This is a genomic window from Flavobacteriales bacterium (genome assembly GCA_016700415.1).
Taxonomy (GTDB): domain Bacteria; phylum Bacteroidota; class Bacteroidia; order Flavobacteriales_F; family PHOS-HE28; genus PHOS-HE28.
Genome location: CP065018.1, coordinates 899055 through 915573 on the forward strand (window position 1 = coordinate 899055; position 16519 = coordinate 915573).

Annotated in this window: 15 protein-coding genes; 8 read left to right on the forward strand and 7 right to left on the reverse strand. The window is 58.1% G+C overall.

Annotated features, from left to right (window positions below; translation table 11 throughout):
• Window positions 1-39 precede the first annotated feature (39 nt).
• Window positions 40-1701, reverse strand: coding sequence for a DNA repair protein RecN (recN, locus tag IPP95_03700; GenBank protein ID QQS73343.1), 1662 nt, complete (start codon window positions 1699-1701; stop codon window positions 40-42).
• A gap of 245 nt (window positions 1702-1946) precedes the next feature.
• Between recN and IPP95_03705 the strand changes: the two genes are divergently transcribed.
• Both IPP95_03705 and IPP95_03710 read left to right on the forward strand, forming a co-directional pair.
• The gene (locus tag IPP95_03705; GenBank protein QQS73344.1) at window positions 1947-4421 is read left to right on the forward strand and encodes a hypothetical protein; all 2475 of its coding nucleotides are present in this window, start codon (window positions 1947-1949) and stop codon (window positions 4419-4421) included.
• Window positions 4418-5818 (forward strand): hypothetical protein, encoded by a 1401-nt coding sequence (locus IPP95_03710; GenBank protein QQS73345.1) that lies wholly within the window; start codon window positions 4418-4420, stop codon window positions 5816-5818. The genes IPP95_03705 and IPP95_03710 overlap by 4 nt, the downstream gene beginning before the upstream one ends.
• Before the next feature lie 59 nt (window positions 5819-5877).
• On the opposite strand, the gene IPP95_03715 is transcribed toward IPP95_03710, so the two are convergent.
• From IPP95_03715 to bamD, 4 genes are read right to left on the reverse strand one after another with little or no spacing between them, the layout of a single operon-like run.
• Window positions 5878-6780, reverse strand: a complete 903-nt coding sequence (locus IPP95_03715; GenBank protein ID QQS73346.1) for a DUF4835 family protein — start codon at window positions 6778-6780, stop codon at window positions 5878-5880.
• Entirely contained in the window at window positions 6770-7996 is a 1227-nt protein-coding gene (gene coaBC / locus IPP95_03720) for a bifunctional phosphopantothenoylcysteine decarboxylase/phosphopantothenate--cysteine ligase CoaBC (GenBank protein ID QQS73347.1), read from the reverse strand. The genes IPP95_03715 and coaBC overlap by 11 nt, the downstream gene beginning before the upstream one ends.
• A gap of 15 nt (window positions 7997-8011) precedes the next feature.
• Window positions 8012-8347 carry a DNA-directed RNA polymerase subunit omega gene (locus IPP95_03725; protein ID QQS73348.1) on the reverse strand — a complete coding sequence of 112 codons (336 nt, stop codon included), beginning with the start codon at window positions 8345-8347 and terminating at the stop codon, window positions 8012-8014.
• Window positions 8344-9153, reverse strand: coding sequence for an outer membrane protein assembly factor BamD (bamD, locus tag IPP95_03730; GenBank protein ID QQS73349.1), 810 nt, complete (start codon window positions 9151-9153; stop codon window positions 8344-8346). Before bamD ends, IPP95_03725 begins: the two co-directional genes overlap by 4 nt.
• A gap of 216 nt (window positions 9154-9369) precedes the next feature.
• Between bamD and IPP95_03735 the strand changes: the two genes are divergently transcribed.
• Entirely contained in the window at window positions 9370-10614 is a 1245-nt protein-coding gene (locus IPP95_03735; protein QQS73350.1) for an aminotransferase class I/II-fold pyridoxal phosphate-dependent enzyme, read from the forward strand.
• A gap of 303 nt (window positions 10615-10917) precedes the next feature.
• Here the strand turns inward: IPP95_03735 and IPP95_03740 are convergent, their stop codons facing one another.
• Window positions 10918-11316, reverse strand: a complete 399-nt coding sequence (locus tag IPP95_03740; protein ID QQS73351.1) for a DoxX family protein — start codon at window positions 11314-11316, stop codon at window positions 10918-10920.
• 166 nt (window positions 11317-11482) lie between these two features.
• Here IPP95_03740 and IPP95_03745 point away from each other — a divergent pair, with 166 nt between their 5' ends.
• From IPP95_03745 to rplT, 5 genes are all read left to right on the forward strand, one after another.
• Window positions 11483-12067, forward strand: a complete 585-nt coding sequence (locus IPP95_03745; GenBank protein QQS73352.1) for a hypothetical protein — start codon at window positions 11483-11485, stop codon at window positions 12065-12067.
• Between the two features lie 161 nt (window positions 12068-12228).
• Window positions 12229-14172 carry a threonine--tRNA ligase gene (gene thrS / locus IPP95_03750; protein ID QQS73353.1) on the forward strand — a complete coding sequence of 648 codons (1944 nt, stop codon included), beginning with the start codon at window positions 12229-12231 and terminating at the stop codon, window positions 14170-14172.
• A 30-nt stretch (window positions 14173-14202) separates the two neighbouring features.
• Complete coding sequence (locus tag IPP95_03755) at window positions 14203-14802, forward strand: translation initiation factor IF-3 (protein ID QQS73354.1); 600 nt, start codon at window positions 14203-14205, stop codon at window positions 14800-14802.
• Window positions 14803-14999: 197 nt separating this feature from the next.
• Entirely contained in the window at window positions 15000-15191 is a 192-nt protein-coding gene (gene rpmI, locus IPP95_03760; protein ID QQS73355.1) for a 50S ribosomal protein L35, read from the forward strand.
• Window positions 15192-15289: 98 nt separating this feature from the next.
• The gene (rplT, locus tag IPP95_03765) at window positions 15290-15634 is read left to right on the forward strand and encodes a 50S ribosomal protein L20 (GenBank protein QQS73356.1); all 345 of its coding nucleotides are present in this window, start codon (window positions 15290-15292) and stop codon (window positions 15632-15634) included.
• Between the two features lie 184 nt (window positions 15635-15818).
• On the opposite strand, the gene IPP95_03770 is transcribed toward rplT, so the two are convergent.
• Entirely contained in the window at window positions 15819-16421 is a 603-nt protein-coding gene (locus tag IPP95_03770; GenBank protein ID QQS73357.1) for a 3'-5' exonuclease, read from the reverse strand.
• Window positions 16422-16519: the final 98 nt, after the last annotated feature.

Sequence of the window (16519 nt, forward strand, 5' to 3'; positions counted from 1 at the left end):
CACCATTCCCTCCCTCACCTCCTGTACCCTTCAGGCATCTCACTCCTTCCCCTTCAGCAACTCCTTGGCGTTCTCTATCGCGGCTTTGGTGGTCTTCTTGCCACTGAGCATCCGGGCCAGGGCCTCCACACGCTCCTTCGCGTCCAGCGGACGGATATCGCTCTGCACCTGCTCAGCCTCGTGGTCCTTGGTGACCAAAAGGTGAGTATCGGCCTTGCTGGCGATCTGCGGCAGGTGGCTGATGGCCAGCACTTGGCGCTGACGGGCCATGCGGGCCAGTAATACGCCGATACGGTTGGCCGTCTCGCCGCTGACGCCGGTGTCGATCTCGTCGAAGATCACCGTGGGCAGTTCCTTGCTGGCCGCTGCCAAGCTGATCAAGGCGAGCATGACGCGGCCGAGTTCGCCGCCGCTGGCCACCTTGTCCAAGGGTTCGGGCGCACGGTCCTTATTGGCCGAGAACAGGGCGCGGATGCTATCGATGCCGGTCGCACCGGGTTCCGTGCGTTCCAGCTTGAACCGGAATGCAGCATGAGGCATTCCGAGGTCCTGCAAGATCGCCGTGACCTGCTCCGCCAACGGCACCGTGGCCTTGGTCCGCTTGGCACTGACGGCTTCCGCCAGCCTCAACACCTCGGACTGCAAGGCACTTACGTTCCGTTCCAGTTCCTTCACGCTTTCGGCCAATGAGCCGATGCGGGAAATGCGCTCGCCCAGTTCATCGTGCAAGGCGATCAAGGCATCGACACCGTCCACGCGGTGCTTGTGCTGCAGGCGGGAAAGCAGGTCCGAGCGCTCACGCAGGCGGTCCGCTTCCTTGGGGTTGATCGAAATATGTTCCGCTAATTGCCCCGCTTCCTCGGCGATGTCCTTCAGTTCGATGGATGCACTTTGCAACCGCTCCACCAGTGCATTCACGGCAGGATCCAACCGTCCGGCTTTGGCTGCGTTCTGCTTGATGGCGGACAACTGTGCCGCAATGGCACGATCGCCGCTGACGCCTTCCTCCATGCCTCGCAGTGCCGTCACTAATTCCTCGGCATGGTCGGCGCGGGCCAAGGCTTGTTCCAGCTCCGGCTGTTCCCCTGCGACCAAGCGCGCAGCATCAAGTTCCTCGAACTGGAACTGGAGGTAGTCGCGTTCGCTTTGCGCCTGTGCTTCTTGTTCGCGGGCTGCGTCCAGCGCTTCCTTGGCTTTTCTCCAAGAATGGTAGCGTTCAGCGTACGTCTTCACCGCCGGGCCGTGGCCGATGAAATGGTCTAACAGCCCCAGTTGGAACGCCGGGGTATTCAGTAGCAGCGTGTGGTGCTGGCTGTGGATATGCACCAGTCCTTCACCCAGTTCGCGAAGCTGTTCCAAGCGCACCGGCGTATCATTCACGAAAGCACGTGAGCGGCCGCCCGGCTCCAATTGCCGCCGCAGGATCATCGGCGTTTCCTGTGGCACATTGTTACTGTGGCACCATGCTTCCACGAAGGTGGCACCGGACTCCGCGTCCACTTCCAGCTCGATCACGCAGCGCTTGGCCGGATCGCGCGGCAGGTTGCCCTCCGCCCTGTCGCCCATGGCCAGACCCAAGGCACCGATCACGATGCTTTTACCGCTGCCGGTCTCGCCGGTGATCACGGTGAGGCCAGCGCCAAGGTCGAGTTCCAATTGCTCGATCAGCAAGTAATTACGGATGGAAAGGCGGCGCAACATGGCGGCGTGAAGATCGGTGTTCGGAAGTGATCGGTGAAAACACAAGCCAGGCATCAATCCCAATAGCTGTTGAAAACTTTTTACTGATGCCGCCTAGAAAAGGGCATAGATTCGTTATGGTCAACCCCTAAAACCCATTGCATCATGAAACACGTGTTACCCATGGCATTGGTCGCGACCCTGGCCTGCGCCTTCACCCCCCCCCGCCTCCGAGTCCTTACATCCCGCCGGACCCGTACGGTGACATGCAAAAGGAGAGCTACGGGATCTGGCCGAACCAGGGCCAGATAACCGACTTACAGGGGAATCCGGTACCGGATGTCTCCTTCTACACGACCGGGTCCTTGCCCCGTGCGTATTTCCGCAAAGATGGGAGCTTCTCTTTGGTGTTGGCCTCTGTTGATACCACCACCATGGCGGATACCTTGCGTCGCCTCGATATTACCTGCGTGGGTCCGGAAGCCAACTATCCGGATCCCATTGTCTGGGAAATGAAGCAGCGCTATGCCAACTTCTACTTCCCGCAATGCGCGCCGAACGGTGCCACCAACGTACATGCGTACGCACGTGTGATCTATCCGGAGATGTACCCGCTGATCGACATGCAAATCTACAGCGGGAGGATGGGCCAGAAGCTCGCCTTCGTGGTGAACCCCGGCGGGGACCCCAAGGATATCGAATTGCAACTGACCGGCCAGGACCAGTTGGACGTTGACATTTACGGCAACCTGAAGATCCTCTTGGATGGCAAATGGGTGGTGTTGCCTGAGGCCGTCGCCTACCAAGTGGAGTCCAACAACGACATTACCCCGGTGAACTGGACGGCGGACTATGAAGTGAACAACGGACAAGCCACCGTGCGCTTCAACTTCGACCAGTTCGACCATGGCAAGCCCTTGGTCTTCCTCATTGGCCCAGCGGCCATGGGCGGCACTCCCTCCTACAGCGAGGAGGGTATCTGCTGGAGCACCTATTACGGTGGAGACGAACGGGACTACACCAAGGACGCCAAGGCCGACTTGGCCGGCGGTTATTATGTTGGTGGACGCACCTACTCTACTTTTGCCAGCTTCCCGAATTTGCCCGGTGCGATCAACATCATAGGAGCTACCGCAGTGGCTACGCTCACGAAGTTCAATGAAGGCAATGAGCTCCAATGGACCAATTATTTCGGAGGGTTGGTCTCAGTGGATAATTTCACGCATCCGACCACCGGTGAAGTAGTAGCAGTGAAAGAGGTACCATATCGCGCCATTTATTTGGCAGGAACCTCGAAAGCCCCGAACCTTCTGATTCAACCGGAGGCTGGAGCATATTCTGAACCGGGCACAGGCAACCTCTCCGATAAGGGGTTCATTGCCAAGTTCGATGAGTTCGGCCAAATATTGTGGTCCACCTATTTCGGGGACCATGACGTGGAGATCGAAGGCATGGATGTATTGACCCATAATAGGATCATCGTTTCAGGTCATTCGCCGAACATCCTTCCAGTCCCTCCGGAACCTTTGGCCGGGGCGACGGTCCTACCGTACGCAGGTGGAAGTTCGGATGGTTTTTTGGCGCTGTTTGATATTAATGACCAACTATCTTGGCGCACGTATTACGGCGGATCGGATAACGAGGATGGCGTGTTGGTCAAGACCTGCTCGGAATGGATCTACTTGGCTGGCAATACCCTTTCCTCGGATATCCCCCCTATCGAACCACAGGATTGTTACCATCAAACCTATCAAGGCGGCCAAGACTGCATGATCGCCGCCTTCACCATTGGCGGCACTCCGGTATGGGCCACCTACCTTGGCGGTGACGGGGAAGAAGTCTTGGGACCTAAAGGTTTGGCCACAAATAAGGACAACGAGGCCATGATGGTGGGTACCACGCAGGGCTTGGACGACTTGGTCTTTAATCCTGATCATTGGTATGATGACACACCCTCCTCAACGGAAAAGAATGGGTTCATAACCCGGTTCAGCGGAGAAGGTCACTTCACACCATTGTGGATCAGCTATCTCGGTTCAGGTCATTACCACTTTCCATGGTGCCTATCCATTGACGCTTATGGGTCCATGACGGTGGGGGGCTATACGAACGACCCGTTTTTTGAGGCCGTACCTCGTGCGGGCTACTACTATCAGCCCAATTATCTTCCCGACGGGATCGACGGTTTCATCACCCAGTTCGACGAACAACAGGACCGCGTATGGAGCACGCTCTTTGGTGGCAAAACCGGAGGGGTGATAAACGAGCATATCCCGGAGAACATCATGTCGCTCAACGACCTCAATGGATCGCTCTACGCAACCGGATACACCGAAAAGCACAATCAGCTGGTCAACTCCTACTTCCCTTTGGATAATCAGCAGAGCACGGCATGGTTTAATGATGTATTCAATGGGAACGGCCTCAGCAATGAATTCTCTGACGGATTCATTGCCCAATTCTGCAATGAGCTCTCCATTGGCATCGAACCCGTTTCAAGCTTCGCCAATGAGGGTCTTCAGCTCATTTCCCAAGCATCAGGTAATATCATCATCGCGGGTCTTGCTGATGGCCCTCACACTTTGCGCATCTTTGACGCACTAGGCCGCCTGCTGCTGGATCGTTCCGTACGCAGCACCACTGGCCGCACGGGTACGGTGGAACTTGGTGAACGCAGCAATGCCATGTATATCATCCAGGTTGATGGTACACGCACGACGAAATACATCCCTGTGCAATGAGCGGTTTCCGCCAAGCATGGCGTGGCGTTTGGGCAGTGGGGCTGGCCGCATGGCTGGCCCCGGCCCTAGCCCAGCATTGGGAATCGGCCGGGGTACCTTCCTTTATGATTTATCCCTATATCTGCTATGCGGACACGGCCAACGATGCCTTGTATACAGGTTCAAACCAGCCGTTTATTGTTGACGGCGTAGGATACTATGCCCTTTATCGGTATCATGGAGGACAATGGGATACACTGGGGCTTTTCGGAAATACAATACGGTCAGCTATTGTGTACAACGACACCTTAATCGTGGGAGGGGGCTTCCAAACGGTCCACGACCAGCCTCTTGAACGGATATCATGTTACGTAGATGGCACTTGGCAGTCATATGGGACTTTTGGACCTGGAATTGTTTCGCGGCTTCGGATCATTGACGGGGATTTATATGCCTTGGGAATCTTCGATATTGTCGATGGGGCATTTTGCAATGGCTTGGCCAAACGTGTTGGAGGCCATTGGGAGCCCGTAGGTACATTACCGATCTTCAATGGGGACGGTTCCGCTTGGTTCTTGGACGCAATCAACTACCAGGGGCAGTTGGTGGTCACGGGCAATTTCACCAGTGCGGACCAGACCATACATGATATTATGGCTTTTAACGGGACAAGCTGGCAGCCCGTCTGCCAATGCATGACGGGCGGCATGGACGGAGGAGGTTCTCTCGCTGTTTACCAAGGGGACCTGTACTTGGGCGGGCGCTTTTATTTCGGCCCAGGGAATGTGGGACAGGGCCTTATGCGCTGGGACGGCGTTCAATGGCATCAAGTGGGGCAATCTGATGGTGGGCTACAGCTCTACGACCATTCCGACCAGTACCCACCCACCGTTCACGGCTTTACCATACGCGATGGCCTGTTATTGGTGGCAGGTGCCTTCTTTTTCGCCGATCACGTTCCTGCGGCCGGCGTGGCCTCATGGGATGGCAGTCAGTGGTGCAGTTTAGGTGGTGGGCCTGCATCAGCGGGTGGTTTTGTATCCGCCATGGATTTCTACCAAGATACCCTCTATATCGGTTGCGGTCAGATCGCGGAAGGACAAGAAGTGAATGGAGTGGCCCGCTTTATCGGCAGCAGCTACCAAGAGGAATGCGCTGCAACGGGGATTCAAGAGACTGTGACGAATGTTGGTTTGCGAGTGCTTTCACCCCGACCCGGCACGATAGTTCTCACCGGCCTTTCCGATGGACCGCACGCCTTGCGGGTCTATGACGCCCAGGGTCGCTTGGTATTGGCACGACCGATCAATAGCACGAACGGACGAACGGCTGAGGTGCAATTAGACGAACAGCCTGCGGCGCTCTACCTGATCCAGGTGGACGAGGTGCAACGGGCGAAGTACATCCCGGTGCAATGAAAATCGGCACAACAAGGACACGGTAATAGCAGGGCCTGTTGATCAATGCGCGGTCTGTCCTACCGGCTGCCCTTCATCATCTCCATGTACTGGTTGATGTGCCCGGGGTCGATGATCTGCAGCGTATTGTACACCTTGGCGCGCTCCTGCGGGTCGGAGCCTTTGAAAAGGTCCACCAGCTCGTTGTACTTGCCATTGAAGAGCACCTGCAGGTTGTAGCTGCTGGGCTTCGCCTGATGAACCGACTTCAGCGTCTCGATAGCGGCAGCGCAGGCTTTACGGCCCTTGGCCGCGTCCGTGGACATCTCATCGAAGCCGTTGCGATGGTAGTCGTAGAGGAACTGGCGCAGCGGCCTGAACGCGCCCTGTTGCTGGTTGTCCACCAACCAATAGCGGTTTTTCTGGTCCTCGAAAGCCTTCCATCCGGATTCGCTCGCGTTCTGTGCATTGCTCACCACGGTCTGGGCCTGGGCATAAAAATCGCTGCCGCCCATGGGCGAATAGGTGTCACCGTCCACGCCCAAGAGAAAGTAGGCATAGAAGGCCACGACGGACGAAAGGTTGTTGGTGAAGCGCTCGGGGGCGAAATCGATCTGCGTGTTCTCCAGAAAGGTGAACTGGACGTTGTTGTCCAGAATGTCCACCACCGGGCTGAGGTAATCGGAGCCGTAAACGGGCCGCGAGTAGATCACTTGCAGCGAGGCCGAGAAGCGGTCCGCGGAACTCTGCTCGTTGATGGTGAGGAGCATGTTGCAGTCGATACGTTCCTGCGGGCTGAAATTCAAGGCGGTCCAGCGGCGCGTGTTCATCAACTGGGTGATGCTGGTCTCCATGCTCTGGAACACGCGCTTGGGCGTGCTCTGGATCTGCGGCGCGATCACCGACACCTTGCAATTGAACTCCTGCGCCTGTGCGGCGGTGAAGGCCAAAATGAGCGGTATTGCAAGGAATTTACTTCGCATGGGGCAAACTTATCTCGATCCGGTCAAGGATGGCACGGGCCACTTCGGTCTTTGACATCAACGGCAGTTCCGTGGACTTCTTGCCACGGTCGATCAGGGTCACTTTATTGGTGTCGTGGCCGAAGCCTGCACCGGCGTCCTTCAAGGAGTTCAGCACAATGAGGTCGAGGTTCTTGCGATCGATCTTCTCCTCGGCGTTGCGGCGCTCGTTGTCGGTCTCCAAGGCGAAGCCCACCAAGTACTGGCCTTTCTGCTTGACGCCTCCCATCCAGGCAAGGATGTCCTCCGTGGCTTCCAGTGCCAAGGACGGAAGCTTGTCCTTCTTCTTCATCTTGGCATCAGCAACGGAGGCGGGTCGCCAATCGGCCACGGCGGCGCTGAGGATCGCCACGTTGCATGCGGCAAACCGCGCCTTGGCAGCCTCGGCCATCTGTGCGGCAGAAACAACATCGGTGCGGCGGATGCCTGGGTGATGCGCTTCCAAGCCCACGGGGCCGGTGATCAGTTCCACCTGCGCACCGCGCGCAGCGGCCTCTTCCGCTAGGGCGAAGCCCATCTTGCCCGAACTGCTGTTGCCGATGAAGCGCACCGGGTCGATGGCCTCGTGCGTCGGCCCGGCGGTGATCAGCAGCGTCTTCCCCGCCAAAGGTGAGCGCCCCATTACGGCATCCGCCAAGCGCGTCACGATGTCCTCCGGTTCGGTCATGCGCCCCTCCCCGCTCAGGCCGCTGGCCAGTTCGCCTTCTTCCGGCCCGATGGTCTGCACACCGCGCTCCTTGAGCAGGGCGATGTTGGCGCGGGTCGCGGTGCTGCGGTACATCTCCAGGTCCATGGCGGGGGCGACGAAAACGGGGCATTCGGCGCTGAGCCAGCAGGCCAGCAGCAGGTCGTCGCAAAGGCCCTGGGCCATCTTCGCCAAGGTGTTCGCCGTGGCCGGGGCGATCAGCAGGACATCGGCCCAGCGCGCCAGGTGTACATGGTCGTTCCAGGTCACGGAGCCATCGCTGCGGTCCGTCATTTCGGTAAGCGCAGGTCTCCGGCTCAACGTGGAAAGCACCAAGGGCGAGACAAAACCGTGCGCGGCGGGGGTCATCACCACCTGCACTTCCGCGCCGGCTTTCACCAATGCGCGTACCAGCAGGGGTGCCTTATACGCGGCAATGCCGCCAGTGACGCCCAGCAGCACCTTGCGTGGAAGGACGCATGCAGCACCCATCCTTTCCGTAGAAAATTACCCGGCGGAGGCCGTCTCCTCTTCAGGGCGCCGGAAAACGATTCGGTCCTCGAGCATCTCCTCGATGGCGATGGCCGACGGCTTCGGCATGCGCTCATACTGCTTGCTCATCTCGATCTGCTCGCGGTTCTCGTAGATCTCCTCGATGTTCTCACCGGTCACGGCGAACTCCTCCAACTTCTCGTTCAGCTCCTCCTTGATCTCCACAGCGATCTGGTTGGCGCGCTTGCTGATGATCACGATGCTCTCATAGAGGTTGCCTGTCTCGGGGTCCAACCGGTTCACGTTGCGCGTGACGGTTGACCTGGCGGCGTTCATGTACTTCGGGTTCATGGGTTCGGAGTGCGTTGCGATCGTTTTTGCTGGGAGGTAAGGTCCCGGAGCAGCGCACGGGCCTGTGGAAGGCGTGCGCTTTGGGGAAAAGCGTCCGCGAAGGTATTGAATGATCGGATACCGGCCTCGATCCGCTCCGTTTTACGGTCCTCCACACTGTTCACGGCCAGGTCATGGTCGGCCTGAAGAACGCTGAAAAGGGCTTCTTCCCGATAACTGGAATTGGGCCATTTCCGCAGGAAACCCTGCATGGCCTCGCTGGCGGAACGATAGTACCGGGTGCGCAGGTATTGGCGTGCCCCGTAGAAGTCCTTCTTCTCCAGCTTCACCCGCAGCCCGTCGATGAGCGTGTTGCAGGAATCCTTCAACTCCGTGTCCGGATAGCGCACCATGAACAGCTCCAGCTTGTCGATGGCCATCTGCGTGTCCGTCTGGTCAAGTTCGAACTCCGGCGATTCCTTATAGTGGCAAAAGGCGGCCAAGAAGCTGCATTCCTCGGCATGGACGCTGTTCCGGAAGGTCTTGGCGAAATTCCCGAGGTAATAGCTGGCCATGATGTAGTCCTTCTGGCCGAAATGGCCCTTGGCATAGTAGTAGCTCACCTGCTCATAGAGGGTGTCTCCCCGGGTGAGGCTGAGCAGTTCCTCCAGCAGTGGCATGGCCCGGTCATAGTCCGGCTTCTCCATGTATTTCACGGCCGTGCGGTATTTGTACTGCACATCGGTGCTCTTCACCGCCTTGCTGAATTCGCTGCAAGACCCGAGCAACAAGGCAATGATCACGGTAAAAAGGAGGGGGACGCGCATAACGGGCGGCAAATGTAGCCTTCGCACCAACGCGGGGGGAAGATGTTTCGCATGTGTTGGCGAATGATGGAAGGAAAAGCTGAAAGTGGAAACTTGAAACGCGCAACCTACCTACGGTAGGCAAGCACGCCAACCCGCAACAGATCAACCCGGAACACGTCAACCCGTTCCGATATCTACCTTCGCCGCCGGAAAACGGTACTTCATTCTACAGCCATGAACGACATATTCGACAAGATCCGCAAGGACGCCGGGCCCATCGGCCGCCACGCCAAACAAGCCCATGGCTATTTCGCATTCCCCAAGTTGGAGGGCGAACTGGGCGCACACATGCAATTCCGGGGCAAGGAAGTGCTGGTATGGAGCCTGAACAATTACCTGGGCCTCGCCAACCATCCCGAAGTACGGAAGGTGGACGCACAAGCAGCCAAGGATTGGGGCCTCGCCTACCCGATGGGCGCACGCATGATGAGCGGTCAGACCAAGTACCATGAGCAGTTGGAGGACCAGCTGAGCGATTTCATGCAAAAGGAGGACACCTTCCTGCTGAACTTCGGCTACCAAGGCTGTATGAGCTGCATCGACGCCCTGCTTGGCCGCCACGACGTGCTGGTGTTCGACAGCGAAAGCCACGCCTGCATGATGGACGGTGCCCGGCTGCACGCCGGCAGGCGCTTCATGTTCCAGCATAACGACATGGCCAGCTTGGACAAGCAACTGGAGCATGCCCGCAAGGTGGCTGAACAAAGCGGTGGCGGCATTCTGGTGATGACAGAGGGCGTGTTCGGCATGGCCGGCGACCAAGGCAAGCTGAAGGAGATCGCCGAGCGCAAGAAGAAGTACAACTTCCGCCTTTTCGTGGACGATGCGCACGGCTTCGGCCAGATGGGCGAGCACGGGCGCGGCACCGGGGACCACCAGGGCGTGCAGGACCAGATCGACATCTACTTCGGCACCTTCGCCAAGAGCATGGCCAGCATCGGTGCCTTCATCAGCGGACCCGAGGATGTGATCATGTTCATGCGCTACAACATGCGCAGCCAGATGTTCGCGAAGAGCCTGCCCATGCCCATCGTCATCGGCGCGATCAAGCGCTTGGAGATGATGCTTACCATGCCGGAGCTGGGCGAAAAACTGTGGGAGATCACCAACGCCCTTCAAAGCGGATTGAAGGAAGCGGGGCTGGACATCGGCACGACCAACAGCTGTGTAACACCCGTATACATGAAGGGCGGTGTGCCCGAAGCCACCAATGTGGTGGTCGACCTGCGCGAGAACCACGGTATTTTCTGCAGCATTGTGGTATACCCGGTGATCCCGAAAGGCGAGATCCTGCTACGCCTGATCCCCACCGCCGCGCACTCCTTGGAGGATGTGAAGCGGACCATCGAGAGCTTCAAGACGGTAAGCGCGAAGTTGACCGCCGGGGAATACGCGTCGGAGAAGATCGCGACCTTTTAACGACCCCTTCAGGGATCGGGCATAACGCGCTGATGCATCCGCATCGGCATTGATGGATTTTCCCTATGGGAGGGCCTAGGTTCAAAAATATTCGTCTGTAGCCTTTTCGCGACCCCGGCTCGGGGCCGGGGTGACAACCATGAGAGGGTGTGGTGTTCGATCATCCGCGTTGGGCGCGGATGATCGAACACCACACCCCAAGAGCAAATGTCATTTCGGGCCTGACCCGGCCCCGGCATACGCCGGGGGCGAAGGAGCGTGGCCATGATAACCCGAACGCCAGTGACCGTCTGGACGGTCGGCCTACCGGAAGCTCAGCCGGCCGAGGCTGTACTTTCCGCTCCCGATGAAGAAGATGGCGATAAAGGCCATCATGTACAGGAAAGCAAGCTCCTGCTTGGCAAAGGGCTGATCCCCGTTCGCCATGAAGGCGGCCACGGCCATGGCGATGATCACCGGGATGGTGGACAGCCGCGTCCAGATGCCCAACAGTACCAACGCTGCACAGATCACCTCGGCGAAGAGGATCAGCGTGAGGCTGACCGTATGGCCCACGCCGATCGGGTCCCCGAAGGTGGAGGACAGCTCACCGAAGCGCAGGAGCTTGCCCCAACCGTGTTGCCAGAACAAGGTGCCGGCAGCCGAAAGGCGCAAAAGCAAAGCACCGATGTCGAACGAGACTTCGTCGGAATTGAGGAGCATGGGTGTTAAATTCCCCCCAAACGTAGCGGCTCGGATGCAACCTGCGGCCTACGCCATTGGATCATATCCACAGAGGGGGGTGCAGATCTGCCCGCTATAGAAATAGCCGTAGTGGCAATTCAAGGGATCACCCCATATTTGCACCAACAATAACCTCACCTGAAAAATGAACAGGATACTAAAGTCACTTAGCGTGCTGCTCGTTGCGGCAAGCGTCCCTGCAAGCCTCTCCGCCCAGGGTTTTGATGGCGGCGACAATGTGATCGGCCTTGGTGCCGGTGTTGGTGGCCTTTTTGGATTCGGTCCGGTGTTCATGTTGAACTATGATCACGGAATGGGGTTCAAGGCCGGTCCCGGGGTTGTGGGCATTGGTGCACTTGTAGCCTATAAGAGCAGCATTGACAATGGCACCTATAATAACTACAAATGGCAACGTAAAGCATACACATTTGCTGTGCGCGGCACCTACCACTGGAATTCGTGGCACAAGAACGACAAGCTTGACGTGTATGGCGGCGTGATCCTCGGTCTATCGGTCCGTACCGATAATCTGGACGACTACTACGACAATTACTACTACAACTACTACGGGTACCGCTACAACAGTTTGTATGACAGCGGCAAGGGCGTACACCCTGTTGCCGGAGTGCTGGTGGGGGCACATTGGTATTTCACGAACAACTTCGGTGTGTTTGCTGAAGCCGGTTCGTCGGTCTCCAACATTGGAGCGGGACTTACCCTCAAGTTTTAAGGAGGTCACCCTGTTTTCTACCATTCTCCACGAAGCGCCTCAAAAGGGCGCTTCGTTCGTTCCGGGCCATCCTTACCTTCGCCGCCCTCCCGGCGCATGCCGGGGCACCGCCGTAAGCTTGCCCCGCGCTTGTTGCGGGGTATGGCGGGAAATGCGAACCGATGAAGATCAATGTGACCCTGCCGGACGGAACTGTCCGGGAATATGAGCAAGGTGCCACCGCCATGGACGTGGCCCTCAGCATCAGCGAAGGATTGGCGAGGAACGTGCTTTCCGCCAAGGTGAACGGCGAGGTGCGCGAAGCGAACCGCCCTTTGCCCGGCGATTGCACCGTGCAACTGCTCACTTGGAAGGACGACGAGGGCAAGGCCACGATGTGGCACAGTAGCGCGCACCTGCTGGCGGAAGCCGTGGAAGCACTTTATCCCGGCACCAAATTCGGGATCGGTCCGCCCATCGAGAACGGCTTTTACTACGACATCGACCTGGGCGACAAGGTGATCAGCGACGCTGACTTCAAGGCCATCGAGGACAAGATGAAGGAGTTGGCCTCTAGGAAGGAAGTCTTCGCCCGCCGCGAAGTGCCCAAGGCCGAGGCCATCGCCTACTTCAAGGAGAAGGGCGACGAATACAAGCTGGAGCTGATCGACGGCCTCGAGGACGGCACCATCAGCTTCTACACTCAAGGCAACTTCACCGACCTCTGCCGCGGGCCGCACCTGCCGGACACCTCGTCCATCAAAGCGATGAAGGTGCTCAGCGTGGCCGGGGCCTACTGGCGCGGCGATGAGAAGCGCAAGCAGCTCACCCGCCTTTACGCCATCACCTTCCCCAAGCAGAAGGAACTGGACGAATACCTCGTGCTGCTGGAGGAAGCCAAGAAGCGCGACCACCGCAAGCTCGGCAAGGAACTGGACCTGTTCACCTTCAGCGAGAAGGTGGGCGCCGGCCTTCCGCTGTGGCTGCCCAAGGGTGCAGCGCTGCGCGAGCGGCTCATCAACTTCATGAAGACCGCACAGGAGAAAAGCGGCTACCTGCAAGTGGCCACGCCGCACATCGCGTTGAAGCAGCTCTATATCACCAGCGGCCACTACGAGAAATACGGGCAGGACAGTTTCCAGGCCATCCATACCCCGCACGAAGGCGAGGAATTCATGCTGAAGCCCATGAACTGCCCGCACCACTGCGAGATCTTTGCCAGCCGCCCACGCAGCTACAAGGACCTCCCGTTGCGCCTCGCGGAATTCGGCACCGTCTACCGCTACGAGCAAAGCGGCGAATTGCACGGTCTTACCCGCGTACGGGGCTTCACGCAGGACGATGCCCACCTCTTCTGCCGCCCTGACCAGGTGAAGGAGGAGTTCATGAAGGTGATCGACCTCGTACTGTTGGTCTTCAAAGCCCTTGGCCTGAACGATTACGAGGCCCAGATCAGCCTGCGCGACAAAGTGGACCGCACGAAGTACATCGGCAGCGACGAGAACTGGGAAAAGGCGGAGAATGCCATCATCGAGGCTGCCGCCGAAAAAGGACTGAAGACCTTCATCGAATACGGGGAAGCCGCGTTCTACGGGCCGAAGCTGGACTTCATGGTGAAGGACGCCATAGGCCGCCGCTGGCAGTTAGGCACCATCCAGGTGGACTACAACTTGCCCGAGCGTTTCGAGCTGGAATACACCGGCAGCGACAATGCCAAGCACCGGCCGGTGATGATCCATCGCGCACCATTTGGCAGCTTGGAGCGTTTCTTAGCCGTAGTGATCGAGCATACCGCAGGCCGTTTCCCGCTTTGGTTGACGCCTGAGCAGGCCATAGTCCTACCGATCAGCGAAAAATTCAACGAAACGGCGCAACAAGTGGCTGAATTGCTGAAAGAATGCGATATTCGCGCCATCATTGACGAGAGGAACGAAAAGATCGGTCGCAAGATCCGCGACGCAGAAATAGCGAAGACGCCGTTCATGCTCATCATTGGCGAAAAAGAAGCCGACGCAGGGACCATCTCCGTGCGCGAGCAGGGCCAGGGCGACTTGGGATCCATGACCCCCAACGAATTCGAGAAGCTGGTGAAGGACCGCATCCAGGCCAGTCTTTCCGCAGCCTAGTATCATCAGGAAAACGAACGAACAGCAAGTTTGGCAAAACGACCCCCCTTCCGTCCCTTGGGCCCACGCCCACCTCGCCCCGCAGGCGGCCGCCGTCCGCGCGGCCGCGTAGTCCGCGAAGACCCGCACCGCATCAATGACCGCATCTACGGGGTTCCCGAGGTGCGCGTAGTTGGCGATGACATAGAGCAGGGCATCTACCCCATTGAACAGGCCCTGAAAATGGCCGAGGAAAAAGGCTTGGACCTGGTGGAGATCAGCGCCAGCGCCGATCCGCCCGTGTGCCGGATCATCGAGTACAAAAAGTTCCTGTACGACCTCAAGAAGAAGCAGAAGGAGATCAAGGCCAAGCAGGCCGTGATCGAGATGAAGGAGATCCGCTTCGGCCCCAACACGGACGAACACGACCTCAACTTCAAGCTCAAACACGCCCGCCGCTTCCTGGAGGAAGGCCACAAGGTGAAGGCGTTCGTCTTCTTCAAGGGCCGCACCATCGTCTTCAAGGAGCGCGGCGAGATCCTGCTGCTGAAGTTCGCCCAAGAGTTGGAGGACATCGGCGTGGTGGAGAGCATGCCCAAGCTGGAAGGCAAGCGGATGATGATGTACTTGATCCCGAAGAAGAAGAAGTAAGTTCCGCTTCTTAAGTCGGGAGTCTCGAACCTTGAGTATATAGCCACAAGCCATAAGCCGCAAGCTTGAGGCTTGGAGCTTGTGGCTTGTAGCTTCCCCACCCCCCCAGGTCGCGAAGAAAAATCGGCAGGTTTGTCCCATATTCAGGAAAAATCACGAAATTCGCGCCCCGAACGTTCGATCAACACAGAGAGGCCATGCCGAAGATGAAGTCGAAGTCCGGTGCCAAGAAGCGGTTCAAGCTTACGGGCACGGGCAAAGTGAAGCGCAAGCACGCGTATCACAACCACATTCTTACCAAGAAGCACAAGAAGCGGAAGCGCAACTTGCAGAAGACCACGTTGGTGCACAGCCACGACGAGAAGGCTATCCTGCTGCTCCTGAAGTAAGACCGTTTCCTGCCGGGTAAACGGCGGGGTTAACCAGGGCTTGAAGCACCAAAGAGCCGTCACCGCACGGACGCTCCAGCCCGAAAACAAAGAGAAAGATGCCACGCGCAAAGAATAAAGTCGCCAGCCGCGCCCGCCGCAAAAAGGTCCTCAAGAAGGCCAAAGGCAATTTCGGCCGCAGAAAAAACGTGTTCACCGTTGCGGTGAACACCGTTGAGAAAGGATACAACCACGCCTACATCGGTCGCAAGATCAAGAAGCGCGACTTCCGCGCCCTTTGGATCCAGCGTATCAACGCCGCCGTCCGCGAGCACGGCATGTCGTACAGCGTCTTCATGAACAAGCTGAAGATCGCCGAGATCACCTTGGACCGCAAAGCCCTTGCCGAGATCGCCTTCAGCGATTCCGAAGGCTTCAAGGCCATTGTGGATAAAGTGAAATAGAGTTGTCTCCGGAACTTATCCGGTACTGAAGGGCCATTCCGTGAGGAGTGGCCCTTTTTCGTTGTTGGTTGTCAGTTGTCAAGATCAGTTGTCAGTTGTCCGTTGTGAGTTGTCCGACTGCATTGGATCGCTACGGCAGGTCGCGGGCCGGTCGCGGCCAGGCCTGACAACGGACAACCGACAACTAAGCAAGCAAAGTCACCTTCCCTCCCGGAGTCCGATGCTCTTGCGGGCTTAATCCACCGCACTTCAACTTGCTTTGCTTCAGCAGGTCATCCACGTTGGTAACGCCGGCCTTCCGGCTGGCACACAACACCAGTTTCGCAGCGGCCTCGGCATCGTTCCCGGCGCGGTGGTGCGCAAACTGGATCCCATGCATGTCGCACATCGGTCTCAGCCCATAGCCTTTATGGCCCGGCCATACCCGGCGACAGAGGCTCACGCTACAGAAATAGCTGAAGGTGGGCAGCGGCAGCCGGTGGCTCAGCAGCGTGCTGCGCAGGACGTTCATATCGAAGGCCGCGTTGTGGGCCACCACCACGTTGCCTTGCATCAAGGGCATGGCCTCTTCCCATACTTCCGCGAAGCTTGGCGAATTGGCCACATCCTGCGGACGGATGCCATGTACCGCGATGGTGAACGGCGAGAAATACGGCCATTGGCGCGGCTTGATCAGCCAGTTTCGCACCTCGCTGACCTGGCCGTTGCGCACGATGGCCAGACCCATTTCACAGGGGCTGTCCGGGTCGTTGGTGGCGGTCTCGAAGTCGAGGGCGAGGAGATCCATGAGTTGTTTTGGACGCAGAGGCGCGGAGAAATACGACGTAGTGATCGGTGGCTGGTGATCGGACAACTGGCCGCTGCCAACTGCCACTGCCGACTATC